Source organism: Massilia sp. YIM B02769 (assembly GCF_030411995.1).
Taxonomy (GTDB): Bacteria; Pseudomonadota; Gammaproteobacteria; order Burkholderiales; family Burkholderiaceae_D; genus Telluria.
The window spans coordinates 69,375-95,424 of sequence record NZ_JASNRC010000016.1 but is presented as its reverse complement, the minus strand read 5'-3'; the positions used below and the strand labels follow the sequence as shown (position 1 = coordinate 95,424).

Genomic DNA, 26,050 nt, shown 5'->3' with positions numbered 1-26,050 from the left:
CCGATGACATCGCATTCCGCGTGGGCACGGAGTGCCCACCGTACGGTTTAAGCCAACAATGAAAAAGGGGCTGCGAGCCCCTTTGCCGTTACTTCTTGGTCTTCACCGGCGTGAACAGCAAGTCATGGAAGTCATAGCTGAAGTCGGTCTCCTCCGACACCGCTTTCATCTTCACATGGTCGATGCTGCCGTCATGGTCCAGCGAGAACGTCGCATACGCATCGGCGTTGAAGTTGCGCTCCTTCCAGCGCACGATGAAGGTATCGTGCTGGAAGTGCTCCATTTCGCCCGTCAGATCAGGCGTCTTCGAGAACGACATCACCAGTTTGTTCCCGTTGCGCTTGACGTTCATGATGCCGTACCACGGATCCTCGTACTGGCCCTCGTAGGCCGACAGCGCCAGCGACGGCTTCGACGTCGACGCCCGTGTGGTCGATGCCGACTTCAGGCGCGCCAGCTCCTTCGCATGCGCCTCTTCCTCGACATCGGACACCAGCTTGATCCAGTCGGTCGGCGTGGAACCGGTCATGTACTGGTCCATCAGGCGGTACTGCAGCGCGCTCAGGGCGCCGCCGCTTTCGGCATTGGTCAGGATCGCGATGCCCAGCTTCGATTCCGGCACCAGCAGTACACGCGAATAGAAGCCTTGCAGCGCGCCGCCGTGCATGGCGACCAGCTGGCCCTTGTAGTCGCGCAGCTGGAAGCCCAGGCCATAGGCGTAGAAGTTCGGCTTGGTGGATGCTAGCGGGCCTTTCGGCGTGCCGATCTTCATCGGCGTCTGCGCGGTCCACATCTCGCGCGACTGCGCTTCGGACCATAAACGCAATTCCTTGCCGTCCGCGCCCTTGGCGCCGGCCACGCGGCCGCCGTCGAGCAGCACCTGCATCCACTTGGCGATGTCTTCGGCATTCGTGTTGATACCCACCGCGCCAACGGCGTTCGCCACCGGCATCGACTTCACGGCGCTGATCTTGTCCTTGATCTTGCTGTGCGCGTTCGAGGCGTTCGGGTTGCCCTCGTTTTCCGCCAGGCTGGTGGTGGTCGTGCTCATGCCCACTGGGTTCAGGATGCGCTCGCGCACTGTGTCGCCCCAGGATTTACCGGACTTCTGGGCGATGATCTTGCCGGCCACAATGTACAGCAGATTGTCGTAGGCATAGCTGCTGCGGAAGCTGGTGGCCGGGCGGATGTAGCGCAGCTTCTCGATGATCTCGTCCGTGCTGAAATTCGTGGTTGGCCACCACAGCAGGTCGCCCGCGCCCAGGCCCAGGCCGCTGCGGTGGGTCAGCAGATCGCGCACCGTCATTTCGCGGGTGACGTAGGCGTCGTACATCTGGAAGTCCGGCAGGTGCTTGACCACCGGGTCGTCCCATTTCAGCTTGCCCTCGTCGACCAGCATCGCCAGCGCGGCGGCGGTAAAGGCCTTCGAGTTCGAGGCGATTTCGAACAGGGTCTTGCCGTCCACTTTCGCCGGCTCGCCGAGTTTGCGCACGCCGAAGCCGCGCGCGGCGATCACTTGACCGTCCTTGACGACGGCAATCGCGATGCCGGGCACGTCGAAGGCCTTCATGGTGCGGGTGACGTCCTGCTCCAGGTCGTAGGCGGAGATGGGCGCGATGGCGGCGATGGCCGGCGCGGCCTGCGTCTGGGCTTGGGCGCCGGCGAAGGTGGCGGAATAGGCGATCAGGATTGCGGCTGCAAGGTGTTTCATATGTTGCACTCTCTGGTTCCTTTTATTGTTTGGCCATCTGTTTATCGACGCTGCCCTGGGTTTCGGGGTGGTAGCGTTCGCGGGCGGATTTGTAGACGTTCTCGGCCCAGGCGCGGTCCTCGGCGTTGGCGCGCAGTGCGGTGTACAGCGGCACCACGAACTTCTGGCGGCCGACGCTCATCAGGAAGGCGTTCAGCTGCGGGCGGATGTCGCGGTAGCCGGCGTGCACGGCGGCGCGGTAGAAGCGGAAGGCGACTTCGTTGTTGCCGGTCCTGGCCAGGCCGAATGCCAGGTCCAGTTCCTTCAGGCGCTTCGCATCCACCTTGTTGTCGATATCGTTCAGGAACTTCATCCACTCGGCGGCCGTCCAGCCTTTGGTGTCGAGCTTGGCGGTCGGCAGTTCGCCTTTGATCCAGGCGGCGGTGGCGGCGTCCAGCGCCGTCAAGCGCTGCGACCTGGCGTGCTTCGCGCTCGCCGGGATGCCCGGGCCGTACAGCCATTCGTCGAGTTCAGCGTCGCTCATCACCTCGGGATGCTTGGCCAGCAGATTGGAACGCAGGTAGGCGATGAACTGGCCGGTGGTCACGCTCTGGAAGGCGTGGCTGTCGAACCAGCCGCGCAGGAAGGGATCGAACACGGCGCGGCCGGCGCGCTCTTCCAGCGTGCGCAGGAACCAGGCGCCCTTCGGGTAGGCCAGGCCTTCGTCGGTATAGGTATCCGAACCCGTGTCGGCGGCGCGCGTGACCAGGGCCTGCTTGGCCGGCGGGATCTCCTTCAGCGAGTCGATCGCTTCTTCCTGCTCCAGCTGCAAATTCATCAGCGCGACTTCTTCACCGTACAGGACTTCCAGGATGCGCGTGGTCACGTAGGTGGTGAAACCTTCGTTCAGCCACCAGTGCTTCCACGAAGCGTTGGTGACCAAGTTGCCCGACCAGCTGTGCGCCAGTTCGTGGGCGATCAGGTCGACCAGGCTGCGGTCGCCGGCGATCATGGTCGGGGTGAGGAAGGTCAGGCGCGGATTCTCCATGCCGCCGATCGGGAAGGACGGAGGCAGCACCAGCATGTCGTAGCGTCCCCAGCGATACGGGCCGTAGAGCGACTCGGCGGCTTCGACCATCTTCTCGGTGTCGGCCAGTTCGTAGGCGGCGGCCTGCATGCGCAGCGGCTCGGCGTAGACGCCGGTGCGGCTGCCCAGGGTGCGCGCTTCGAGTTCGCCGATGCCGATGGCCAGCAGGTAGGACGGAATCGGCTGCGGCATGGTGAACTTCCAGCCGCCCTTGCCGGTGGCTTTCGGGTTGTTATCGGCGCTCATCACCACGCGCAGGCCTTGCGGGGCCTGGATGCGCGCGGTGTAGGTGAAGCGCACCGACGGCGTGTCCTGCACCGGCACCCAGGAGCGCGCGTTGATCGACTGCGACTGGCTGAACATGAAGGGACGCTTGCCGGATAGGGTCTGGGCCGGCGTCAGCCATTGCAGGGCGCTGGCGGTGGGCGCGGTGTGGTAGTGGATGCGCACCTTGGGCGCTTGCGCGGGCAGCTGCACATGCAGGGCCTGGCCCTTCTCCTGGTCGAACTTGTCGAGGCTGTACTTCGCCGGGGTCCAGCGGCCCATGGCATCCTGGGCTTCGATCTTCGAGATCGTCAGTTCGCGCGTGTCGAGGTCGAGGGTGCGGGCGGACTTGTCGAGCCAGTCGAGCGAGAGTTCGGCAAAGCCGGACAGGGTTTTCTTTTCGAAGTCGGCCTTCAGGTCCATGTGCAGGGCGCGGGTGCGCACCTGGTCGTAGTTGGCATAGCTCAGGGGGTCGAGTGCGAGGGCCTGGGCGCTGGCCGTGCCGAGGATGGCGCACAGGGTGGCGCGCAGCAAGGTACTGGTTGTCATGGTGTCTCGTTGGTGGTGAGGCCGGCGCTGGGACGGCGGAAGCAGCTGGGCAGGATAGCACTTTAGGGTGGCGTCGGAAAGCGTGCCGGCACAGAAGCGGTGGGTTCGAGAACCCACCCTACGCCGGTGGAGGTTCAAGCGCCGTATCCCGCCGCCAGCGCCGTATTGACGCGCTGGCGTGAAGCCGACTCTGCTATGATCCGCGCTTTTGCACGCACCACCTTATGGATGCCTTCCTGGTCGCTACCGGCATCGTCGGCCTCGCTGAAATCGGCGACAAGACGCAGCTCCTGGCCTTTCTCCTCGCCGCGCGCTTTCGCCGTCCGCTGCCCATCGTTGCCGGCATCTTTGTCGCCACCCTGCTCAATCACGCTTTTGCCGCCGCCGTCGGCGCCCTGGTGAGCGAGCTGCTGGGACCTTCAAGCATGCGCTGGGTGCTGGGCCTGTCCTTCCTTGGCATGGCGGTGTGGGCGATGATTCCGGACGAAGTCGACGAGACCGAGGCTTCGCTGGCCAGGTTCGGTGTGTTCTTCACGACCGTGCTGGCGTTCTTCATCGCGGAGATGGGAGACAAGACGCAGGTGGCCACCGTGGCGCTGGCGGCGCGTTATCACGAGATCGCGGCGGTGGTGGCCGGGACCACCTTCGGCATGATGCTGGCGAACGTGCCGGCGGTGTACTTTGGGGAGCGGATCGCGAACAAGATTCCGCTGGGGCTGGTGCACGGGATTGCGGCCTTGATCTTCGCGGCCCTGGGCGTGGCCACGCTGCTGGGCGTCGGCGAAGGTTTCGGGCTGTAGGGTGGACGGGTTTCCCGTCCACGCGTTCAACGAACGCATGCATATCGAACCGCGCATCTGTTCCACGCATGCATATCGAACTGCGCATCTGTTCCACCTGCGGTTGAACGCGTGGACGGCAGAGCCGTCCACCCTACGCGCAACGCAACGATCGCCGGCATCATCGGCATCGGCGTTCAACCGGCCGTATCACATCAACGCCAGCGGCTCATCCACTTGTCGTAGAAACCGAGGTCGCGCGGCACGGCGCCGGTGACGGCGCAGATCGCGCCGGCGAATTCGTTGGCGCGCGCCAGCGTCACCTCCAGCGGCCAGCCGCGTGCGCGGCCCAGCAGGAAGATCGCCGAGAAGGCATCCCCTGCCCCCACCGTATCGATGACGAAAGGCGGCGCCGGCGTGTCGCGCGTGTCGATCGTGCTGCCGTCGCGGTCGAAGTAGACCGAGCCGCGGTGGCCCAGGGTCACGATCAAGGCCTGCAGGCCGAACATCTGCACCAGCCCCGCACAGGCCGAGCGGGTTTCGCCGGCAGCCAGCGGCGGATCGTTCGGGCCGAGCTGGAAGTACCACTGGAATAAAGACTGCAGCTCTTCCTCGTTCACCTTCACGATGTCCGCCGCGTGCAGCGCGTGGAAGACGGTGCGCTCGCCGTACTGGCCTTCGCGCAGGTTCAGGTCGAGGAAGCGCGTGGCCCCTGTAGCGGACAGGAGCGCCTGCAGCGTGCCGCGCGAGCGTTCGCCGCGCTGGGCCAGGATGCCGAAGTAGATGGCGGATGGCTTGACCGACGTGAGCGCCGCCAGCGCGGCCTCGCGTTCGATGTAGTCGTAGGCCTGGTTCGGCACGATCACGAAGCGGTGGCCCCTGGCCAGGCGCTCGACCAGCACGTGGCCGGTTTCCTCGATGGCGTCGCGCTGCAGGCCGGCCTGCGACATGGCGAAGCGCTCGAACTCGGCGCGCACGCTTTCGCCGTTGCGGTCTTCGCCGACGCGGGTGATCATCAGCTGCGGCGCCATGAAGGCGGCCAGGTGGCGCGCGACGTTGAAGGGCGCGCCGCCCACCACCTGCTCGGTGGCGAAGTCGTCGACCAGGGCTTCGCCGAAGACGACGGTCGTCGTTTTATCCACTGCGCCGTCCACTTCCGCGCTCACGCTTCGAAGGGCACGGTGTCCTTGAAGGACGCGCGCTCGGCGAGCTTGTCGTGCAGGCGGGCCAGGTTGGCGTGGTCGCCGCGCCAGTCGATTTCCGGGAAGCGGAAGCTCAGCCAGCCCAGCGCGCAGCCGACGGCCACATCGGCCAGCGAGTAATTTTTCCCCATGCAGAAGGCGCCGTCGCCGAGCTTGTCGGACATGACCTGCAGGCCGGCCGTCACCTTGCCCAGCTGGCGCGCGATCCACTGCGGGCTTTGCTGTTCCTGCGGACGCAGCGTGCGTTCCAGGCGCACCAGCACGGCTGCATCGAGCACGCCGTCGGCCAGCGCTTCCCAGACCTTGACGTCGGCGCGGTCGCGGCCGTTTCCGTTGGCCGGCAGCAGCTTGCACACGGGCGTGAGGGTGTCGAGGTACTCGGCGATCACGCGCGAGTCGTAGAGGGCGCTGCCGTCTTCCATCACCAGGCAGGGCACCTTGCCGAGCGGGTTGGACAGGTGGACCTGGGTGCTCGCGGCCCAGACGTTATCGAGCTCGAAGGAGTAGTCGAGCTTCTTTTCCGCCATCACGACGCGGACCTTGCGCACATAGGGACTGGTGGTCGAACCGATGAGTTTCATAGATGCTCGGAAAGGATAATTTAACAAGAGTATAACATTGGGCATCCCCTGGAAAACCGCCGTCCGGCTTGCATTTGCTACGCCTGCAACAGAGGACGCGGGCCAGTCCAATGGTAAAATCGACGTTTTTGCACGGACGCCCGCCATGACCGCTACCGCCCCACTTTCCTCCCTGTCGGCCCTGTCGCCGCTCGACGGCCGCTACGCCGCCAAGACCGACAAGCTGCGCCCGATCCTGTCCGAAGCCGGCTTCATGCACCACCGCGTGAAGGTCGAAATCTCCTGGCTGCAGGCCCTGGCCCAGGCTGGCTTCGACGAGATCAAGCCGTTCTCGGCGGAAGCAATCGCCCACCTCGACAAGATGGCCACGGACTTCAGCGAAGCCGACGCCGCGCGCATCAAGGAAATCGAAGCGGTCACCAACCACGACGTGAAGGCGGTCGAGTACTGGCTGAAGGAACAGGTGAAGGACGTGCCGGAGCTGGTGGCGGCGTCGGAATTCATCCACTTCGGCTGCACCTCGGAAGACATCAACAACACCTCGCACGGCATGATGCTGAAAGCCGCGCGCGACGGCGTGATCGTGCCGGCCCTGCAGAACGTGATTGCCAGGCTCACCGAGATCGCCCATGTGAACGCCGAGCTGCCGATGCTCTCGCGCACCCACGGCCAGACCGCCAGCCCGACCACCCTCGGCAAGGAATTCGCCAACGTGGTCGCGCGCCTGCAGCGCGCCGTGAAGCGCATCGCCGACGTCGAGATCCTCGGCAAGATGAACGGCGCGGTCGGCAACTACAACGCCCACCTGTCGGCCTACCCGGGCTTCGACTGGCAGGCCTTCTCGAAGGACGTGATCGAATCGCGGCTTGGCTTAACGTTTAATCCGTACACCATCCAGATCGAGCCGCACGACTACATGGCCGAGATGTTCGACGCAATTGCACGCGCCAACACCATCCTGCTGGACCTGAACCGCGACATCTGGACCTACGTCTCGCTGGGCTACTTCAAGCAGAAGCTGAAGGCGGGCGAAATCGGTTCGTCGACCATGCCGCACAAGGTCAATCCGATCGACTTCGAGAACTCGGAAGGCAACCTGGGCCTGGCCAACGCGGTGCTGCGCCACATGGCCGAAAAGCTGCCGGTCTCGCGCATGCAGCGCGACCTGACCGATTCGACCGTGCTGCGTAACATCGGCGTCGGCTTCGGCTACGCCCTTCTGGCCTACGACAGCTGCCTGCGCGGCCTGAACAAGCTGGAAGTGAACGCCGCCCGTCTGGAAGCGGACCTCGACGCCAGCTGGGAAGTGCTGGCCGAGCCGGTGCAGACCGTGATGCGCCGTTATGGCATCGAGAATCCGTACGAACAGTTGAAGGAACTCACACGCGGCAAGGGCATTACGCGTGAAGCGCTGCAGGAGTTCATCGGCACGCTGGCCGTGCCGCAGGAAGCCAGGGACCTGCTGCTGGCGATGACGCCGGCGAATTACACGGGGATTGCGGCGCAGTTGGCCAAGGCGATCTGAGGATCGTCTCCGTATGAAAAAAGCCCGCGTCAGTGATGATGCGGGCTTTTTTGTTCATGGCGCCAACCGCGTCATCGGCGATGGCGTTGTAGGGTGGGTTCTCGAACCCACCATGACGCAACGGAGGACGAATCGCAACGCGATGCGATGACGCATCGACCGCATGTGGTGGGTTCGGAGAACCCACCCTACGCACCCACCGCCGCATCAATGCGTCCACACCAGCTTGACGCCCACCCTGCGCTCCAGCTCCAGCCTGGTCGCCACCGGCCCGTACTCGCCGTGGCTACCGTTCAAATTCTGCCCCACCACCGACAGCTCCAGGTTCGGCCGCAAGCGCAAGCCGAAGCGCGCATCCAACGCCCAGTACCCCGGCACGCCAGGATTCTCCAGCGCCGCCACCTTGCGCACTGCCACTTCCAGCTCGCGCCGCTCGTCGAACGTATAGTTCGAGCGCAGCTGCAGCGTGTGCTCCGGGTCCTTGCCCGCGGTCCCCGGCCCGGCCGCATCGTTGCTGCCCGCCTTCAGGCGCAAGCGTTCGTGCAGCGCCGTGAACCCGCCCGACAGGCGCCAGGCGCGGTTCAGCTGGTAGCTGCCCCACATCTCGATTCCGGTCGCCCTGCCCTGCATCAGGCTGCCGAAGGTGAGGAAGGTAAACGTCGGATCGATCTCCTGGGTGCGCAGGTGGTCGTACTCGTTGTGGAACACGGTCGCCGAATACGACAGCCCCGGCAGCGGCTGGCCGCGGTAGCCGAGTTCGAACACCTTGGCCACCTCGGCACGCACCGCACGCCCGCCCTGCAGCAGATAGGGCGGGCGGCCCGGGATATACGCGTCGACATCGAGCCGGGTCGGCGCACGCACCGTGCGCGAGACGGCCGTCCACAGCGCATGGTGCGGGTCGAGGCGCCAGGACAGGCGCGCGGTCGGCAGGAGTTCGTTGCCGGTGTAGTCGTTGCGCTCGACGCGGGCGCCCAGGGTCAGGCTCAGGTCGGGGCGTAGAGCGATCTCGTCCTGGGCGAACAGGCTGGCCCAGGCCTGCTGTTCGCGCGCCGGCAAAAAGGCGATGACCTCGCTGTTGGTCACGCGGTCCCAGCTGTGGCGGTAGTTCGCCCCCCACACCAGGCTGTGGGCGCCCTGCAGCGGCAGCGTGTGCTGGAACTGCAGGTCGGCGATCGACAACGATTCGGTAAACGTCGGCGGCACGGCACGCCGGGTGTGGTCGAGGTAAGCCTGCACGCTCAGGCTGCCGCCATCGGCGAGCGCATGCTGCCAGCGTCCGGTAAGGTTCGCGACTTCGGTATCGATGTCGCCCAGGCGCAGATCCGTGCCGCTGACCGCGATGGCGCCCGGCTCGGGCTGCTCCAGCCGGCCGCGCAGCACATTGCCGTTGACGCTGAAGGTATCGCCGCCGCGCGCCCAATCGGCGCGGAAACCGATTTGCGCCTGGCGCCAGGCATCGTTCACGCGCACCCCGTTTTCCAGTTCGCCGGCGGAGCGGCGCAGCGTCTTGCCGTAGACGCGCCAATCGATGTCGCCGCGCTTGCCGCCCTGGCGGAAAGCCAGGTCGGCGCCATCGCTGCCCACGCCCAGCACGGCCAGGCTGCCCGCAGTCGCCGCGGCCGAACGGGTGGTGATGTTGATCACGCCATTCACCGCGTTCACGCCCCACATGGTGCCGCCCGGTCCGCTGATGACCTCGATACGCTCGACATCTTCCAGCATCACGTCCTGCATGTCCCAGAACACGCCGGAAAACAGCGGCGCATACACCGAGCGGCCGTCGATCATCACCAGCAGTTTGTTCGGCGCGCTGTTGCTGCTACCGTTCAGGCCGCGCGCGCTGATCGCATAGCCATAGCTGCTGGTCTGCGCCACCTGCAGGTTGGGCGCCAGGCGCAGTGCCTCGGGCAGGCTGCGCGCGCCGGCGCGGCGAATGTCCTCATTGGTGATGACGAACACCGAGGCCGGTGCATCCTGCAGGCGCTCGGGTTTCCTGGAGACGGAGGTGACCTGGATGTTCGCCAGTTCCTCGATCGACAGATCGGCGAAATCGGCTTGCGGCGCAGGAAGGAGCAGCGGCGGCGACGTTGCGGGCTGCGCAAGCGTGGCGGCCGGCGCCGGCGCTGCAGCGCCCAGCGCGATGGCAACCGAGACGGCCAGCGCGCACGGACGCGACACAGACAAGGGATGGTGCATGACTTCCTTTGCTACGGTGCGGCGCAGAGCCAGGTTCCACTCATTCGGCCGCGCTAAATAGATAAATTCACGCCTGCCTTGATTTTACATTCTGTGGCATCGCGGCTGTGCACGTTTAACAATCCATGATAGTGTACAGAAAGAAACTATATCGACTCCAGCAATCCCCTGGCTTTTTTTGCTATAGTCTGGCGCTAATCAGTACGAACACGGACAATCACCATGCAGCGTTATTCTTCCGTCGCCATCGCCCTGCACTGGCTGATCGCCATTCTCATCATCGGGACCTTCACGCTCGGCTGGGTGATGACCGACATCCCCGGCCTGACGCCCACCAAGCTGCGCTACTTTTCCTGGCACAAATGGGCCGGCGTAACGGTGCTGGCCCTGGCCGCGCTGCGCCTGCTGTGGCGCCTGCGTTCGCGCCCGCCGGCCTACCCGGCCCACATGCCCACCTGGCAGCGCCACGCCGCCCACTCGCTGCACGGCCTGCTCTACGTGCTGATGTTCGCCGTGCCCCTGTCCGGTTATTTCTACAGCCTGGCGGCCGGCGTGCCGGTCGTGTATTTCGGCCTGTTCCCGCTGCCGACGCTGATCGAGGCCGATCAAGCCCTGAAGCCGACGCTCGGCGCCCTGCACTACTGGCTCAACATGCTGCTGGCGGCCCTGGTGGCCATCCACGTGCTGGCCGCGTTCAAGCATCTGCTGCTGGACCGCGACGGCGTGATGCAGCGCATGCTGCCCTTTTCCAAATAAGGAGTTTCCGATGACACCCCTGCGTTTCCTGCTCGCCGCCGCCCTGTTCGCAGGCGCCGCCCACGCCGCCCCGCTGAAGACCGACCTGGCGAAAAGCAGCGTCTCGGCCACCTTCAAGCAAATGAACGTGCCGGTCGAAGCCAAATTCAAGACGTTTAGCGCCCAGATCGACTACGATGCCGCCAAGCCGGAAGCATCGAAGGCCACGGTCGACATCGGCACCGCCAGCATGGACCTGGGCGACCCGGAATACAACCGCGAGGTTGCCAAGAAAGAGTGGTTCAATACGGCGCAGTTCCCGAAAGCGACCTTCGTATCGACTTCGATCAAGCCGGCCGGCGCGGACAAATTGAATGTTGCCGGCAAGCTGACGATCAAGGGCAAGACCGCCGACGTGGCGTTTCCGCTGACGGTGAAGGCGGCAGGCAAGCAGCAGGTGTTCGAGGGCCAGTTGCCGATCAAGCGGCTGGCTTTTAACATTGGCGAAGGCGAGTGGAAAGACACCAGCATGGTCGCCGATGAAGTTGTCATCAAGTTCCGCGTTACCGCGGGCCAGTAAATAAACAAACTCAACCAAGCTCAACCAAGGGATGTACACATGAAACTCAAGTTCTTTGTCGCCGCTACCCTGGCCACCAGCGCCAGCCTCGCCTTTGCCGCCGCCGATACCTACAAGATCGATCCGGGCCACACCTACCCGAGCTTCGAAGCCGACCACATGGGCATTTCCGTCTGGCGCGGCAAGTTCACCAAGACCGAAGGCACGATTACCCTCGACCGCGCCGCGAAGACCGGCAGTGTCGACATCACCGTGGACATGAACAGTGTCGATTTCGGCCACGAAAAGATGAACGAGCACGCACGCAAGCCGGACATCTTCGACGTTGCCCAGTTCCCGACCGCGACTTTTAAAGGCAACAAGGTGCGCTTCAATGGCGATACGCCGGTGGCAGTCGAAGGCCAGTTCACGCTGCACGGCGTGACCAAGCCTCTGACCCTGACCATCAACAAGTTCAAGTGCATCGACCACCCGATGCTGAAGCGTGAGGTCTGCGGCGCGGATGCGTCGGCCACCTTCCAGCGCAGCGATTTTGGCGTGAGCTTCGGCTTGCCGCGCTTCTCGCCGGAAGTCAAACTCGCGATCCAGGTCGAAGCGGTCAAGCAATAACTTGTAGGGTGGACCGGGCCACGAAAGGCGCTTTTCCCGTCCACGCGTTGATAGTTAGCAGCAAGGTCATCGGACACGAGAATAGGACCGATATCGATCGACGCGTGGACGGCGAAGCCGTCCACCCTACGAAAACAAAAAGCCCCGCCGCATCGCTGCAGCGGGGCTTTTTTACGTCCGGCTAATTACTTGCCGTCGCGGTCCGAGTCACCCGGAATCGCGCGCTCGACGCGGTCCCATGCGGCGCGGCTGGCGACCTTGGCGTGGTCCCACGACAGGCGCGAGGAACCGCGGGTGCTGTTCCACTCGTCCGACAGGTAGGATTCGTTCTGGTCGTAGCTGCCCGGATAGCGGCCCTTGCCGTTGTAGCCCAGCGCGTAGGCCGGTGCGTAGTCGTCGTAGGTGTAGCCCGGGGTATAGTGCGACTGGTTCTGGTAGTTGTTGCGCCAGTAGTCGTCTTCGTGCGCTGGATTGACCAGGCCGCCGACGCCCTTGCCGGCCATGCCGCCGACCGCGGCGCCAACGCCCGCACCGACCACCATGCCGACCGGGCCGCCCACGGCGCCCACCGCTGCACCAGCAGCCGCACCGCCGCCGGCGCCCACGCCCTTGGCCAGGTTATGGTCGTGCAGCTCGTCGCCAGGCGCCGAGTTGGCCACTTCGCCCACGCCCTTGCCGGCTGCACCGCCAGCCAGGCCGCCGATCACGGCGCCGGCAGCCATGCCGACCGGGCCGCCGACCGCGCCCACCGTGGCGCCAGCCACTGCGCCGCCGGCGCCGCCGACGCCTTGCGCCAGGTTATGGTCGTTCAGGTCGTCGGTCGCTTTTGGATTCACCACTTCGCCCGCGCCACGGCCGGCAGCGCCGCCCGCCAGGCCGCCGACGACGGCACCGGCTGCCATGCCGATCGGGCCGCCGACGGCGCCGATCGCGGCACCGGTGGCCGCACCGGCGCTGGCGCCGACGCCTTTGGCCAGGTGGTGTTCGGCCAGGTCGTCGCCGGATTTTGGATTCACGACTTCGCCAGCGCCCTTGCCGGCGATACCGCCGGTAACCGCGCCGATGGCGGCGCCGGCCACCATGCCGACCGGGCCGGCCGCTGCACCGATACCGGCGCCAACCAGCGCGCCCGCCGTGCCGCCGACGCCGGCGCCGATCACGTGCGAGCCGCCGCTTTCGGTCCACGAGCGGTGGATGTGGGCCGCGTCTTCGTCGGAACGGGCGTTCACGCCCATCAGGATGCCGCCGTTATGGATGCCTTCTTCATAGTGCTTGGCACGCTCTTCCGGAATGCCGGCGCCGATCAGTGCACCGATCAGGCCGCCGGTGATGCCGCCCGCGCCGGCGCCGGCCAGGGCTGCCGCCAGCGGACCGGCCACGACCAGGCCAACGCCCGGCAGTACCAGCGTGGTGCCGACTGCGGCGATACCGGCCAGCACGGCGCCGATGGTGCCGCCGATGCCCGCGCCGATGCCGGCGCCTTCGGCCGCTTTGCTGCCCAGTTCGGTATCGGTGTCGGCGAAGTGGGTCTTGCGGGTCGAATCCGACATCATCAGGTTGACGTCGTCGCGGCCATAGCCGCGGTCGGAAATCGAACCATAGGCGCGCTCGGCGCTGGCGCGATCGGGGAACAGGCCGGTGACCATGCGCGACTGCTGGTTGTTGTTGGTCGTGTCGTAGCTCATGATGAATCCTTTCGAAAAGGTCTAACGCGGAATCGGGGTGCAACGCGCCCCAATGTGGGGCGTTGCCGGTCCGTGAACGATATGCCTGCCGAGCTGTCCACTTCTGTTCGTTGACGCACCCTGTCCAGGACATTCCCGGCGTCAACTAACCGCCTCTTGGTCAACATCAGACTACGCATCGAGCGCTGGTCGAAGCGGCATCAAATCCGGCGCCGGAACACGCACAGCAGATTCGTCGTCTAACGTTACTTGCCGCACCGACCCGCTACGGTTGGAATCCGTAGACTTTTTCACATGGCCACTCAAACAATTGGCCTCAGGTAGGTTTTTTCACTATGAGGAGGAACTAAAAATGCTATTCATTATCTGGATCGTTGTCGGTGGTATCCTGGGCTGGCTTGCAAGCATGGTCATGAAGACCGATGCCGAGCAAGGCATGATTCTGAACGTCGTGGTCGGTATCGTCGGCGCCTTCCTGGGTGGCTGGCTGCTGTCGCCGCTGTTCGGTTCGGGCACCATCAATTCGGACGACTTCAGCGTGTCGTCGCTGCTGGTTTCCTTCCTGGGCGCTGTCATCCTGCTGGCCATCGTCAATCTGCTGCGCCGCGGCCGCGTTCGTTAATACAAAGTGGTAAGCCATTTATAAAAACCAACGCCTGATGCGTTGGTTTTTTTTTGATCGGTTCTTCCAGAATTCAAATGCGCTCCAGAATCTTCACCATCGTCCTGATCACCAGCATCGTCACCCTGCTGGCCGGCTTCCTCGCCCTGAACTTCATGCCGAGCGAAAAGCAGATCGAGACCCAACTGACGCGCCAGTACGATATCCACGACGCCCAGTTCCGGCGCTCGATGGGTGTGCTGCTGGGGCCGCCCATCATCGAGGGCAACAAGGTCGATGTACTGTTGAACGGCGACCAGATCTTCCCGGCCATGCTGGACGCCATCCGCAAGGCGAAAACCAGCATCACCTTCGAAACCTATATCTACTGGTCCGGCACCATCGGCCACGAATTCCGCGACGCCCTGGCCGAGCGCGCCCGCGCCGGCGTCAAGGTGCACGTGATGCTCGACTTCGTCGGCAGCATCAAGATGGACGACGATTCATTGAAAACGATGCGCGACGCCGGCGTGCAGGTACAGCGCTACCACAAGCCGGCCTGGTGGAAACTGGCGCGCCTGAACAACCGCACCCACCGCAAGCTCCTGATCGTCGACGGCCAAATCGGCTTCACCGGCGGCGTCGGCATCGCCGACCAGTGGCGCGGCAATGCCCAGGACGAAGACCACTGGCGCGACACCCATTTCCGCGTCGAAGGCCCGGTGGTCGGCCAGATGCAGGCCGTGTTCACCGATAACTGGACCAAGTCCACCGGCACCGTCCTCGACGGCCCCGATTACTTCCCGCCGCTGCAGGCACGCGGCGAGATTCCGGCGCAAATGTTTTCCAGCTCGCCCACCGGCGGCAGCGCCAGCATGCACCTGATGTACCTGATGGCCATTACCGCCGCGCGCCAGTCGATCCTGCTGTCGGCTTCCTACTTCGTGCCGGACGAACTGGCGATCAAGGCCCTGGTGGCAGCCGCCAAGCGCGGCGTCGACGTGCGCATCATCACGCCGGGCAAGGACATCGATTCCGACATCGTGCGCGTGGCCTCGCGCGAGCGCTGGGGTCCGCTGCTGGAAGCCGGCATCAAGATCGCTGAATACCAGCCGACCATGTACCACGTGAAAGCGCTGATCGTCGACGACATGATGGTCTCGGTCGGTTCCACCAACTTCGATAACCGCTCGTTCAGCATCAACGACGAAGCGAATTTGAACCTGCTCGACCCGGCCTTTGCCAAGTCCCAGCGGGAAGTCTTCGAGGACGACTGGAAGCGCGCGCGCCCGATCACACTGGAGGCCTGGCGCAATCGTCCGGTGATGGAAAAACTGGCCGGCGAAGCGGCCTCGCTGCTGGGGTCGCAGCTGTAAAGACCGCGTGTCACGAAACGGAAATATTGGTTGACGAGGCAACAGTGGAGTACCCATACTCCGGGGTGCTCCGCGGAGCCGGACGCTCCTGATATCAACCATCCCTGACACGCGAATGAAAAAGACCCTTCTCTCGCTCGCCATCCTGACCAGCTTCGCCGCACAAGCGGACGAAGGCATGTGGATGCCGCAGCAGCTGCCACAAGTAGCCCAGCAACTGAAAGCCGCCGGCCTGGAACTCGATCCGGCCACCCTGACCAAGCTGACCGAATTCCCGATGGGCGCCATCGTGAGCCTGGGCGGTTGCTCGGCTTCCTTCGTGTCGCCGCAGGGCCTGGTCATCACCAACCACCACTGCGTGTACAACAGCGTCGCCGTCAACTCGACCCCTGAGCGCGACCTGCTGGCGAACGGCTTCCTGGCCAAGACCCTGGGCGAAGAAGTGCCGGCCGCGCCGGGCAGCCGCGTCTTCGTGACCGAAGAAGTGACCAACGTCACCGACCAGATCATCGACAAGAAAGTCGCCAAGCTGAACGGCAAGGCGCGCATCGACGCGATCGAAAAGAACCAGAAGGAAATGGTTGCTGCCTGCGAGAAGACCCCGGGCTACCGCTGCACCGTGGCCAGCTACTACGGCGGCCTCGAGTTCTACCGCCTGAAACAGCTGGAAATCCGCGACGTGCGCCTGGTGCACGCACCGCCGTCGGGCGTGGGTAAATTCGGTGGCGACACCGACAACTGGATGTGGCCGCGCCACACCGGCGACTACGGCTTCTACCGCGCCTACGTCTCGAAAGATGGCAAGGCCGCCGACTTCGCCGCCGACAACGTCCCTTACGTGCCGAAGCACTTCCTGAAGCTGGCCACCGAAGGCTCGAAGGAAGGCGATTTCATCATGGTCGCCGGCTACCCCGGCCGCACCAACCGCCACCGCCTGCCGTCGGAAGTGCAGTACACCTTCGACTGGAACTACCCGGCCTTCGTACAAGCCTCGGGTGAAGTGCTGGCCATCATCGAACGCGAAACCAAGAACGACCCGGCCGCCAAGCTGAAGTACGCCGGCCAGATCGCGGGCGTGAACAACTACTACAAGAACCGCAAGGGCATGCTGACCTCGTACGGCGAGAGCGACTTCCTGCAGCGCAAGACCGCCGAACACAATGCCCTGAAGGCATGGGTGAACAGCGACGCCGCGCGTAAAAAGCAGTTCGGCGCCGACATCGACACCGCCGAGAAGCTGATCGCCGAGCGCGATGCCCACACCAAGCAGGGCTTCTACCTGGGCTACGCCCAGCCACGCTTCCTGAGCTCGGCACGCAGCCTGTACCGCCTGGCCAACGAGCGCACCAAGCCGGACGCCGCCCGTAAATCGGGCTACCAGGAACGCGACATGGCGCGCGTCACCTCGGTCATCACCGGCCAGGACCGCACCTACGACGAAAAGGTCGACAAGGCGCTGGTCATGAACTTCCTGACCAAGTACCTGGCCCAGCCAGCCGCCGAGCAGGACAAGGCCTTCAACGACGCCCTCGGCCTGCGCGCAGGCATGAGCCAGGAAGAACTGAAAGCCGCCCTGGACAAGGCCTACGCCGGTTCGAAACTGGCCAACAAGGAAGAGCGCGTGACCTGGCTGAAGAAGTCGCCGGCCGAATTCAAGGCCAGCAACGACAGCTTCATCAAGGCAGCCGTTGCCATGTATGACGCCGACCTGAAGGACGAAGCCAAAGAGGAAGAACTCGCCGGCAAGATCCAGAAAGCCTACGGCGGCTACATGAAGGCCAAGATCGCCTACATGAACAGCAAGGGCCAGGCCGTCTATCCGGACGCCAACGGCACCCTGCGCGTCACCTTCGGCAAGATCATGGGCCGCGACCATGGCGCCGACGGCACCGGTTCGTGGACCGCGTTCACCACCGTCAAGGGCGTGGTCGCGAAAAACACCGGCGAAGGCGAGTTCAATGCACCGGCAGCCCAGCTGGCCGCGATCAAGGCCAAGGACTTCGGCAAGTATGTCGACCCTGTGCTGAAGACCGTGCCGGTCAACTACCTGGCCACGTTGGACATCACCGGCGGCAACTCGGGTTCGGCAGCGCTGAACAAGCGCGGCGAGCTGATCGGCCTGGCCTTCGACGGCACCCTGGATTCGATCATCTCGGACTGGGACTTCAACGCGGCCAACACCCGCGACATCCAGGTCGACGTGCGCTACATCCTGTGGAACATGAAGCACGTGGATAAAGCGGATAACCTGCTGAAGGAAATGAACGCACTGTAATCTTGGGCGTTCAGTAAAACGAAGCCACGCTGCCGGAAGGCGCGTGGCTTTTTTCATGGGCATGACGACGACAATCGCCTTCTCTCAGTTTCCTACCTCCTTCCCCAGGCCGACATCGATCAGGAACCGTGCGTCGTCGTCATCATCGCAATCAGTTCTATGGCAAACCGTTCGCCGCTCTTCAATAGTCGTTCGAACTGTTCAGCTGTACGGAGAACGAACGCCATACGGTCGCTTTCTTTCCACAAATGGAACGTGGTAAGGCGTGGGGACCAGCTCGTGAATTTGCCGTCAGGTTTGCATTGCGTCCAGCGAATTGCCGCTCGAACCAGTGTCGTCGAGCACCTGGCAGTTGTGCTGCTGGTTCGCGATCAGGCGCGGCGGCGGACTACATCCGCATACGCACAAGTCGTGTTCCAGTGCATATTGCTTGCCGTTGTAACGGGCAGCGAGGCGTGGCGCCACGCATTCGATGCTTCCCTGCTGCCCGCAGGCCGGACAGTCGACCAGGTCGCCCTCCAGCGCGTAAGGCAAGCCGTTATACGACATGAAGGACGTGGCGGTCTTGACCGTGCCGCCGGCGGTCGCCTGCGCGCCAAGCAAGATGAGATAACGTTTGAGCATGCGGTCTCCTGCGGTCGAGTCGGGTAAGCTGCCCAATCTAACGGAGGGGTAATTGCACGCATTGAGGCGATGCAAAGCACGACGACCGCTCACCCCTGCGATCCGCCATCCCGTCGCAAGCGTGCCCACCCGAGGCCAATACCGGCTTATCCTGTGCGCTCGACTGTTCGCTCTTTGCGGAGGCGCCATGAAGAACGTCCTGCTTTTCTGCCTTGCTTTGCTCGGCCTGCCCGCCCTGGCCCAGGACAGCGGCGACACGAAACACCTTGCCCGCGCCCGCGCCGCCATCGACGACCTGCAACGCATCGCCGCCCCGAGCGGCATCCAGGAATCGTACAAGACCAGCATCGGCGGCATCGACCAATGGCTGAACGTGCGCGGCCAGGACCGGAGCAACCCCATCATCCTGTTCGTGCACGGCGGCCCGGCGGCGCCGATCACGCCGACGATGTGGGAATTCCAGCGCCCCATCGAGGAATACTTCACAGTGGTGCACTGGGACCAGCGCGGCGCCGGCAAGACCTTGCTGGAAAGCGACCCGGAGAAAGTCGCGCCGACGATCCGCATCGAACGCTATGTCGACGACGCCATCGAGGTGGCCGAATACGTGCGCAAGCGCTACGGCAAGCGCAAGCTGGTCCTGATGGGCCACAGCTGGGGCACGGTCGTCGGCATGGGCGCGGCGCTGAAACGGCCTGACCTGTTCCACGCCTATGTCGGCATCGGCCAGGTGATCAGCACCCGCGAAAACGAGCGCATCAGCTACGAGTACGCCGTGGAGCAGGCGAAGCTGCACAAGAACGACGAAGCGCTAAAAGACCTGGCCTCGATCGCGCCCTACCCTGGCACGGAACCCATCACGCGCGAACGCATCATCGTCGCCCGCAAGTGGCCCCAGCACTACGGCGGCCTGAGCGCCTTCCGCAGCACCTCGACGTATTACTTCAATGGCCCCCTGCTCTCGCCCGACTACGACGCGGCCCAGGTGAAAGCCATCGACCAGGGCAGCCTGTTCACGCTCGGGCGCCTGCTGCCGGAATTCGTGAAGGTCGATTTTTCGCAGGTCAAGATCTTCCCGATTCCTGTGGTGATGTTCCTCGGCCGCCACGACTACACCACGCCGACCGCACCCACCGTCGCCTGGCTCGATCAGGTAAAAGCGCCGTCGAAAGGGGCGGTCTGGTTCGAGCGCTCGGCGCACATGGTGCCGTGGGAAGAGCCGGGCAAGACCCTGGTCAGCCTGCTGAACCATGTGCGCCCCCTGGTGCGCGAGGAACAGTAGCTGTGCCGCACTGATCTACTTGAAGTAAAATTACATTATCAAACTATTATGCATTCGAACCCCTGTCCGCCACCATCCTGAGATGCTGCGCCAATTCGAGACCCTGCTGCTGGCAACGACCAAAGAGCAATTGCTCGACAACCTGCGCCGCACGGTGCACGGGCTCGGTTTCGAATCCTTTGTCTACGGCGGCAGCCCGGCCGGACGCGTGCGCGATGCGCAGCAACGCTTCGACGCCACCGACTTCTCGGCCGGGAACATCCTCTCGGACTACCCGCTGGCCTGGACCAGCCACTACATCGCCGCCGGCTATCTCGAAGTCGATCCCCTGATCGCGCAATGCAGCCGCTCGATGCTCCCGGCGGTCTGGCACCGCCAGGCCTGGCCCCAGGATGCGCGCACCGCCGGCTTCTTCGACGAAGCGCGCCAGCACGGCATCGGCTCGGGCATGACCTGCTCGGTGATCGGCGGCGGCGGCGTGCTTGGCCTGCTCAGCCTGACGCGCGAACGCACGCGCCAGCGCGACCTGCGCGTGGTCGAGCAGCAGGCCGCGCAGGGCCACATGCTGATGAGCTACCTGCACGAAAGCATGCGCCGCCTGGACACCCAGGCGCAGCCCCCGGCAACCACGGTACGGCTGACGGCGCGCGAAAAGGAAGTCCTCACCTGGGTCGGCGCCGGCAAGACGTCCTGGGAAATCGCGCGCATCCTGGCGCTGGCCGAGCGCACCGTGATCTTCCATGTCGATAACGCCATGAAGAAGCTCGACACCCGCACCCGCTCACAGGCGGTGGCCAGGGCCTTTGCGCTTGGCCTGATCGCTCCCTGAACACGGCGGCGGCGCATCCTGTAAGGGCTTACAGGTCACGCCGGGAATGGCGGCTCCTAGAATGGATCGGCTCATCCGTCTCCCCATTCGACTCCATTTCCAGTCCGTTCATCATGATCATTGACCTCGACGATCTCAAGCAGCAACTCAACAGCACCGTCCCCGGCGACGCCGCGCGCGCGGAAAAGGAAGCCGCCGCCCTGGCCGAGGAAGGCAATATCGAAGCGGCCGAACTGCTGGTCGGCGCCTATGCCGACGGCACCCCGGCGATCCGCGCAGACCGCATCAAGGAATTCAAGTACACGAAGATGGCGGCCGAACTGGGCTCCTCGTTCAGCCGCTTCTGGCTGGCCCACCTGCAGCGCGAATCGAACGATTTCGCGAGCGCGCTGGAAAACGCGCGCCTGGCGCACGGCATGGGCGACATGGGCGCCACCAACCTGCTGGCGCGCATGATGCTGGCCGGCGAAGGCGGGCCGGCCAAGCCGCTCGAGGCGCTGCAGCTGCTGTCGGAAGGCGCGGAAAACGGCATCAATACCGACGCCGCCCTGCTGCTGGCCGAGGTGTATCTCGAAGGCCGCCACATCCCGCAAAACGCCCAGAATGCCTATGACGTGTTGCAGCGCTACAGCCACTTCATGTCGGGCGCGACACGCCGCGTGGCGCCGCTGGACTGGGGCCGCGCCCTCTACCTGAAGGCCGAGGCGATCCGCCTGGGCGCCACGCCGGTCGATGGCGACAACTACGCCGGCCTGATCGCCGAAGCCGCCAAATACGGGGAAACCAACGCCGTGCAAGCCAGCCAGGGCATGCAGAACGATGCCGACGAGCGCCAGCGCCGCGCCGAATGGGACGCCATCGCCTGGTTTTCAGCCTATGGCGGCAAGTGGAAGATGTTCCCGAACATCGGCCGCCTGGTGCATTCGGAGAGCAAGAGCCATACCTCGGTATCGAGCTACAACGGCAATGTCAGCACCTCGACCACCTACTGGCGCGTGGCCACCTTCGAGACCGCCAGCGGCCGCCACTTCACGGCCAGCATTCCCGCGCGCGACAGCCTGGTGCAAGGCCGCGCCTATGCGGTGCTGTTCGCCGGCCCGGACAAGGAAGATCGCGGCGTGGCGACGGCCGTGTTCGACCTCGAGGACGGCAGCGTCACCAAGGCCAACGGCAACATCGTGACGGCCTACCCGAAGAACTGCAGCAAGCTGCTGCCCGTGCTGGCCGGCATGGCGCTGTTGTTGATGGGCTTGATCGGCCTGGGCCTGCTGATGAACGCGACGCCGCTCGGTGTCCTGTGGCTGGGCGGCACCGGCTTCGCCGCCTGGATGCTGCGCAGGCAGCGGCGCGCCGGCTACGACGACGCAGTGCGGCAGGCCGGCGCCTTCTTCGGCAAGCACCGGGCGGCTTTGCGCTAGCCCAGGCCCGGCCTTAGGCCGGCGCCGTTTCCTCGGCGACGTCGGGTGCTTGCCCGGCTTTTTGCAGCAGGCGGCGCAATGCCGCCGCCAGTTCCTCGCGTGCATACGGCTTGCTGAGCAGGTGCACGCCTTCGTCGAGGCGGTCGTTGCGGATCACCGCGTCCTCGGTATAGCCCGAGGTGAACAGCACCTGGATGCCGGGATGGCGCGCGCGGGCGCGTTCGGCCAGTTCGCGGCTGCTCATCGCGCCCGGCATGATCACGTCGGTGAACAGCAGGTCGATGTGCGCTTCGCTTTCGAGCAGGCGGGCGGCGGCGTCGGCGCTGGCGGCGCCCAGCACGCGGTAGCCGAGCCCGGTCAGCATCAGGGTCACGTTCTCGCGGATGTCCTGTTCGTCGTCCACCACCAGGATGGTCTCGCTGCCGCCGCTGACCTCGGCCGCGCGTTCGGCCTTGCGCATGCTGGCCGCCGCACCGGTGCGCGGCAGCAGGATGTGGACCGTGGTGCCGGCGCCCGGCGCGCTCTCGATGTCGATGTGGCCGCCGCTTTGCTTGACGAAGCCGTAGGCCATGCTCAGGCCCAGGCCGGTGCCCTTGCCCACGCCCTTGGTCGAGAAGAAGGGCTCGAAGGCGCGCGCCTTGACCTCGTCGCTCATGCCGGTGCCGGTGTCGGCGAACGACAGGCGCACGAACTCACCATCGTCGGGACCCTCGGCAACGTTCGCCACCGTCATCGCCAGCGCGCCGCCTTCCGGCATGGCGTCGCTGGCATTCAGGGCCAGGTTCAGGATCACGTTTTCCAGCTGCTGCGGGTCGACCTCGACGTTCCAGGCATCGGGTGCGCTATCGAAGCGGATGTCGATGCGCTCGCCCACCGCGCGCTTGAGCAGCAAATCGATGGACGCGAACACGTCTTCCAGCTTGAGCGCGCTCGGCTGCAGCGGCTGCTTGCGCGCAAAGGCCAGCAATTGCGAGGACAGCTTGGCGCCGCGCCGCACCGCCGTCTGCGCCGACTGGCAGCGCTCGCCGACCTTGGCGTTGCCGGCGGCGAGCATCTTGATCAGGTCGAGGTTGCCGTTGATGATGTGCAGGACGTTGTTAAAATCGTGGGCCACGCCGCCGGTCAGCTTGCCCATCGCTTCCATCTTCTGCGAGTGCATCAGGGCGTTCCGGGTTTCCTCCAGCGAGCGCGTGCGCTCCTGCACCAGGCTTTCCAGGTGGTCCTGGTAACGCTCCAGTTCGAGGCGCGCCAGGTGTTCCTCTGTCACGTCCTGGCCCTGGATGAAGACGCCGGCCAGTTCGCCGTCCGGTCCCAGGTTGGGCTGGAACAGCACGTCGATGATCACCTCGTGGGGCGGCCCGTCGCCGCGTTGCAGCCGCAGCTTCATGCCGTGTTCCACGTGCGGCTTGCTGCAGCCGCAGACGTTTTCCACCAGCTCGAACCAGCCCTGCCCTTCCAGTTCCGGCAGCGCCTCGCGGATCGGCCTGCCGATTAGTTCGCGCGGCCCCACCAGGTCGCGGAAGGCGGCGTTCACGATCTGCAGGTGGCAATCGTCGCCGCCGAGCACCGCGACAAAGCCCGGCGCCTGCTCGAACATGCTCATCAAGCGGGCATGTTCGCCCTCCAGGCGCGCATGGGCCTCGGCCAGCAAACGCGCGTGCTCGGTGGCGCGCAGGTAGACGCGGTTGATTTCCTTCAGGTAGAGGCCGAGCATCACCAGCGCCGCGAACAAGGCGTTCAGGCGCCCGACGTACCAGCCAATCGACAGGCGCGTGCCGCCCGCCATCGTGATCAGGTTGTCGAAGGCGAGCGCCACCATGGCCACGCCGATCCAGGCCGCGATCGGCGTGCGGAAGCGCGTGGCGCGCCACATCATGAGCAGCGCCGCCACGATCACGGCCTGGATGAAGGGTGCGTAGCCGCTGTGCGTGATGCGGTTGAAATCGCCGGCGATGTCGACGATCGGCAGCCGCGCCTCGAACAGCGTCACCGAGGCCAGGGTGACGGCGACGGTGGCCCCGGTCCAGGCCAGGGCGCGCAGGAAGGCGGCGCGGGTGTCGGTTACGCGCCGGCCCGGTGCGCGCAGCTCGGCCAAGGCGTAGCAGAACAGCATGCCGGTCGCGCCCAGGTGCCAGTAGAACCACAGCCAGCTGGTGGTTTGCCCGCCGCCGAGCAGGCGCGCGCCGGGAATGAAGGCGCCCGGCACCGACAGGAACTGGGCCGCCAGGATCAGCGCCGTGTACACCGAGCCGCCCCACAGGTAGAGCACGGCATGGGTGCGCGTCTGCATGAAGTAGCCGTAGAGCAGATAGGCGGCCACCGTGTAGGCGCCGATGATGCTGGTCTGGTAGGCCGGCAGGAAGGCCGGGATGGCGGGCCACTTGTCGGCCGCGGTCGGCATCAGCAGCAGCGTGGCGACGGCAATGGCAGCTGCCACGAACAGGGCGTGGCGCTGGAAAGGCAGCAGGGCCGATGCACTGCGCGTGGTTGCGGAAGGGAAAACAGTATCGCTCATCGTCGTCCTGTGATCATGCGTCAAGCAGGGCCGGACGAACAATGTGTAAGGGCAGCCATGCGGAATGTTGCAGATTATCACTAATTTGCAACAACTCCATCATTTGTGGCATTTCTTTGGGCAGAAAAAACGCCGCGTCGAGCGCGGCGTTTTTGTTTATCCGGTCAAGCTTTCCGGTTCAGCCTGCTGTGGCGCACGCTGTACAGGAAATAGGTCGCCACCGCCGCCGCCATCCAGATGATGAACACGCGGTAGGTCGCGGCCGGCAAATCCTTCATGATGTACAGGCAGGCCAGCACCGACAGGCCCGGGATCACGTACGGGCCGAACGGCACCTTGAAGCCGTGCTCGGCGCCCGGCCCCTGCTTGGCGCGGATCACCGGCACCGCGATCGAGACCACGATGAAAGCGGTCAGCGTGCCCATGCTTACCATGTCCCACAGGAAGGTGGCATCGACCAGGCCGGCCACCAGGCCCACCACCAGGCAGACGATCAGGGTGTTCGACACGGGCGCGCCGGTGCGCGGATTCACCTTCTGGAAGGTCTTCGGGATCAGGCCGTCGCGGCTGATGGCATACAGGATGCGGGTCTGGCCGTAGATCGTCACCAGGGTCACCGAGAACACGGAAATCACCGCGCCGGCCGACAGTACCAGCGCCGGCCAGGCCTTGCCGGTCACGTTCTGCAGGATCACCGACAGGCCGGCCTGCTGGCCTTCGAACAGGTGCGCCGGCTGGGCGCCCATCGCGGCCATGGCCACCAGCAGGTAGAACAGGGTAACGATGATCAGGGCCGCCAAAATACCGATCGGCACGTTGCGGCGCGGGTCCTTCACTTCTTCGCCAGCGGTGGCGATGGTGTCCAGGCCGATGAAGGAGAAGAACACGGTGCCGGCGGCGGCCGTCACGCCGGCCATTCCGGCAAAGCCCTTGCTGTCGTCGGTATTGAAGAAGGGCGTGAAGTTGTTGGCGTCGAAGCCGGTGAAGGCGATCGCCGCGAAGAAGGCCAGGATCGCCAGCTTGATCACGACCATGACGGCATTCGTGGTGGCCGATTCCTTGGTGCCGCGCACCAGCAGGATGCAGCACATGATCACCAGCAGCACCGGCGGCAGATTGAAGTTGCCGGAGTGGACCGTCAAATTACTGTGGTCGGACACGAACATCGGGGAGCGCAGCGAGGCCGGGATCTCCCAGCCGAAGGCATTCTGCAGGAAATTATTCAGGTAATCCGACCAGCCGATCGCCACCGCACTCCCCGCCAGGCCGTATTCCAATAGCAGGCAGGCCGCCACGATGAAGGCGGCGAATTCGCCGACGGTGGCGTAGGCGAACGAGTAGGACGAGCCCGAGGCCGGCACGCGCCCGGCCAGCTCGGCGTAGCACAGCGCGGTCAGGCCGGCGGTCAGCGCCGCGATCAGGAACGACAGGATGACGGCCGGGCCGGCTTTCGGCACCGCTTCCACCATGGTGAAGAAAATGCCGGTGCCGACGGTCGCGCCGACGCCGATCATGGTCAGCGGGAACAGGCCCAGCGTGCGGTTCAGGCCGGCGCCGCCGTAGGCATGGCTGTCCTCGTGTGCGCGTTCGGCCGATTTGGTGCGGAACAGCTTCTGGCCCAGTGTCAGATTCACGAAAAGTCCTT

The 26,050-nt window shown here is 64.8% G+C and carries 21 protein-coding genes; 12 read left to right on the top strand and 9 right to left on the bottom strand.

All coding sequences use genetic code 11. From position 1 onward, the window contains the following. Positions 1-88: 88 nt before the first annotated feature. Positions 89-1,711 carry a serine hydrolase gene (locus QPK31_RS22810; protein ID WP_290425185.1) on the bottom strand — a complete coding sequence of 541 codons (1,623 nt, stop codon included), beginning with the start codon at positions 1,709-1,711 and terminating at the stop codon, positions 89-91. Between the two features lie 22 nt (positions 1,712-1,733). After that, positions 1,734-3,590, bottom strand: coding sequence for a M1 family metallopeptidase (locus tag QPK31_RS22805; RefSeq protein ID WP_290425184.1), 1,857 nt, complete (start codon positions 3,588-3,590; stop codon positions 1,734-1,736). Between the two features lie 224 nt (positions 3,591-3,814). Between QPK31_RS22805 and QPK31_RS22800 the strand changes: the two genes are divergently transcribed. Further along, entirely contained in the window at positions 3,815-4,390 is a 576-nt protein-coding gene (locus QPK31_RS22800; protein ID WP_290425183.1) for a TMEM165/GDT1 family protein, read from the top strand. Between the two features lie 194 nt (positions 4,391-4,584). On the opposite strand, the gene QPK31_RS22795 is transcribed toward QPK31_RS22800, so the two are convergent. Both QPK31_RS22795 and QPK31_RS22790 read right to left on the bottom strand, forming a co-directional pair. Then, entirely contained in the window at positions 4,585-5,511 is a 927-nt protein-coding gene (locus QPK31_RS22795; protein WP_290425182.1) for a PfkB family carbohydrate kinase, read from the bottom strand. A gap of 20 nt (positions 5,512-5,531) precedes the next feature. Beyond that, positions 5,532-6,152, bottom strand: coding sequence for a glutathione S-transferase N-terminal domain-containing protein (locus QPK31_RS22790; RefSeq protein WP_290425181.1), 621 nt, complete (start codon positions 6,150-6,152; stop codon positions 5,532-5,534). 145 nt (positions 6,153-6,297) lie between these two features. On the opposite strand from QPK31_RS22790, the gene purB reads away from it, so the two are divergent. Both purB and QPK31_RS22780 read left to right on the top strand, forming a co-directional pair. Further along, positions 6,298-7,677, top strand: a complete 1,380-nt coding sequence (purB, locus tag QPK31_RS22785; protein ID WP_290425180.1) for an adenylosuccinate lyase — start codon at positions 6,298-6,300, stop codon at positions 7,675-7,677. Positions 7,678-7,690: 13 nt separating this feature from the next. Next, entirely contained in the window at positions 7,691-7,828 is a 138-nt protein-coding gene (locus QPK31_RS22780) for a hypothetical protein (RefSeq protein ID WP_290425179.1), read from the top strand. Between the two features lie 56 nt (positions 7,829-7,884). On the opposite strand, the gene QPK31_RS22775 is transcribed toward QPK31_RS22780, so the two are convergent. Continuing rightward, a complete protein-coding gene (locus QPK31_RS22775; RefSeq protein WP_290425178.1) occupies positions 7,885-9,876 on the bottom strand; it encodes a TonB-dependent siderophore receptor in 1,992 nt (663 codons plus the stop codon). 222 nt (positions 9,877-10,098) lie between these two features. On the opposite strand from QPK31_RS22775, the gene QPK31_RS22770 reads away from it, so the two are divergent. From QPK31_RS22770 to QPK31_RS22760, 3 genes are read left to right on the top strand one after another with little or no spacing between them, the layout of a single operon-like run. Further along, positions 10,099-10,632 (top strand): cytochrome b, encoded by a 534-nt coding sequence (locus QPK31_RS22770; protein WP_290425177.1) that lies wholly within the window; start codon positions 10,099-10,101, stop codon positions 10,630-10,632. Between the two features lie 10 nt (positions 10,633-10,642). Continuing rightward, on the top strand, positions 10,643-11,191 hold the full coding sequence (locus QPK31_RS22765; RefSeq protein ID WP_290425176.1) for a YceI family protein: 549 nt from the start codon (positions 10,643-10,645) through the stop codon (positions 11,189-11,191). A gap of 39 nt (positions 11,192-11,230) precedes the next feature. Then, the gene (locus QPK31_RS22760) at positions 11,231-11,800 is read left to right on the top strand and encodes a YceI family protein (RefSeq protein ID WP_290425175.1); all 570 of its coding nucleotides are present in this window, start codon (positions 11,231-11,233) and stop codon (positions 11,798-11,800) included. Between the two features lie 185 nt (positions 11,801-11,985). Here QPK31_RS22760 and QPK31_RS22755 read toward each other — a convergent pair whose 3' ends face one another. After that, complete coding sequence (locus tag QPK31_RS22755; protein WP_290425174.1) at positions 11,986-13,485, bottom strand: hypothetical protein; 1,500 nt, start codon at positions 13,483-13,485, stop codon at positions 11,986-11,988. Positions 13,486-13,837: 352 nt separating this feature from the next. On the opposite strand from QPK31_RS22755, the gene QPK31_RS22750 reads away from it, so the two are divergent. The 3 genes from QPK31_RS22750 (at position 13,838) to QPK31_RS22740 (ending at position 17,737) form a co-directional block, all read left to right on the top strand. Next, positions 13,838-14,107 (top strand): GlsB/YeaQ/YmgE family stress response membrane protein, encoded by a 270-nt coding sequence (locus tag QPK31_RS22750; protein WP_020656446.1) that lies wholly within the window; start codon positions 13,838-13,840, stop codon positions 14,105-14,107. 77 nt (positions 14,108-14,184) lie between these two features. Then, positions 14,185-15,462, top strand: coding sequence for a cardiolipin synthase (cls, locus tag QPK31_RS22745; RefSeq protein WP_290425173.1), 1,278 nt, complete (start codon positions 14,185-14,187; stop codon positions 15,460-15,462). 115 nt (positions 15,463-15,577) lie between these two features. Continuing rightward, a complete protein-coding gene (locus QPK31_RS22740; protein WP_290425172.1) occupies positions 15,578-17,737 on the top strand; it encodes a S46 family peptidase in 2,160 nt (719 codons plus the stop codon). Positions 17,738-18,028: 291 nt separating this feature from the next. Here QPK31_RS22740 and QPK31_RS22735 read toward each other — a convergent pair whose 3' ends face one another. After that, positions 18,029-18,361 (bottom strand): PAAR domain-containing protein, encoded by a 333-nt coding sequence (locus QPK31_RS22735; RefSeq protein WP_290425171.1) that lies wholly within the window; start codon positions 18,359-18,361, stop codon positions 18,029-18,031. 187 nt (positions 18,362-18,548) lie between these two features. Here QPK31_RS22735 and QPK31_RS22730 point away from each other — a divergent pair, with 187 nt between their 5' ends. The 3 genes from QPK31_RS22730 to QPK31_RS22720 all read left to right on the top strand — a co-directional run bounded on the left by QPK31_RS22730 (position 18,549) and on the right by QPK31_RS22720 (position 21,890). Then, positions 18,549-19,643: an alpha/beta hydrolase gene (locus QPK31_RS22730; RefSeq protein ID WP_290425170.1), complete on the top strand. Its 1,095-nt coding sequence runs from the start codon at positions 18,549-18,551 to the stop codon at positions 19,641-19,643. Positions 19,644-19,725: 82 nt separating this feature from the next. Beyond that, positions 19,726-20,472 (top strand): autoinducer binding domain-containing protein, encoded by a 747-nt coding sequence (locus tag QPK31_RS22725; protein ID WP_290425169.1) that lies wholly within the window; start codon positions 19,726-19,728, stop codon positions 20,470-20,472. Positions 20,473-20,585: 113 nt separating this feature from the next. Beyond that, positions 20,586-21,890 carry a tetratricopeptide repeat protein gene (locus QPK31_RS22720; RefSeq protein WP_290425168.1) on the top strand — a complete coding sequence of 435 codons (1,305 nt, stop codon included), beginning with the start codon at positions 20,586-20,588 and terminating at the stop codon, positions 21,888-21,890. 13 nt (positions 21,891-21,903) lie between these two features. On the opposite strand, the gene QPK31_RS22715 is transcribed toward QPK31_RS22720, so the two are convergent. Both QPK31_RS22715 and QPK31_RS22710 read right to left on the bottom strand, forming a co-directional pair. Further along, positions 21,904-24,405 (bottom strand): MASE4 domain-containing protein, encoded by a 2,502-nt coding sequence (locus QPK31_RS22715; protein ID WP_290425167.1) that lies wholly within the window; start codon positions 24,403-24,405, stop codon positions 21,904-21,906. A gap of 164 nt (positions 24,406-24,569) precedes the next feature. After that, positions 24,570-26,039: an amino acid permease gene (locus QPK31_RS22710; protein WP_290425166.1), complete on the bottom strand. Its 1,470-nt coding sequence runs from the start codon at positions 26,037-26,039 to the stop codon at positions 24,570-24,572. Between the last annotated feature and the right edge of the window lie 11 nt (positions 26,040-26,050).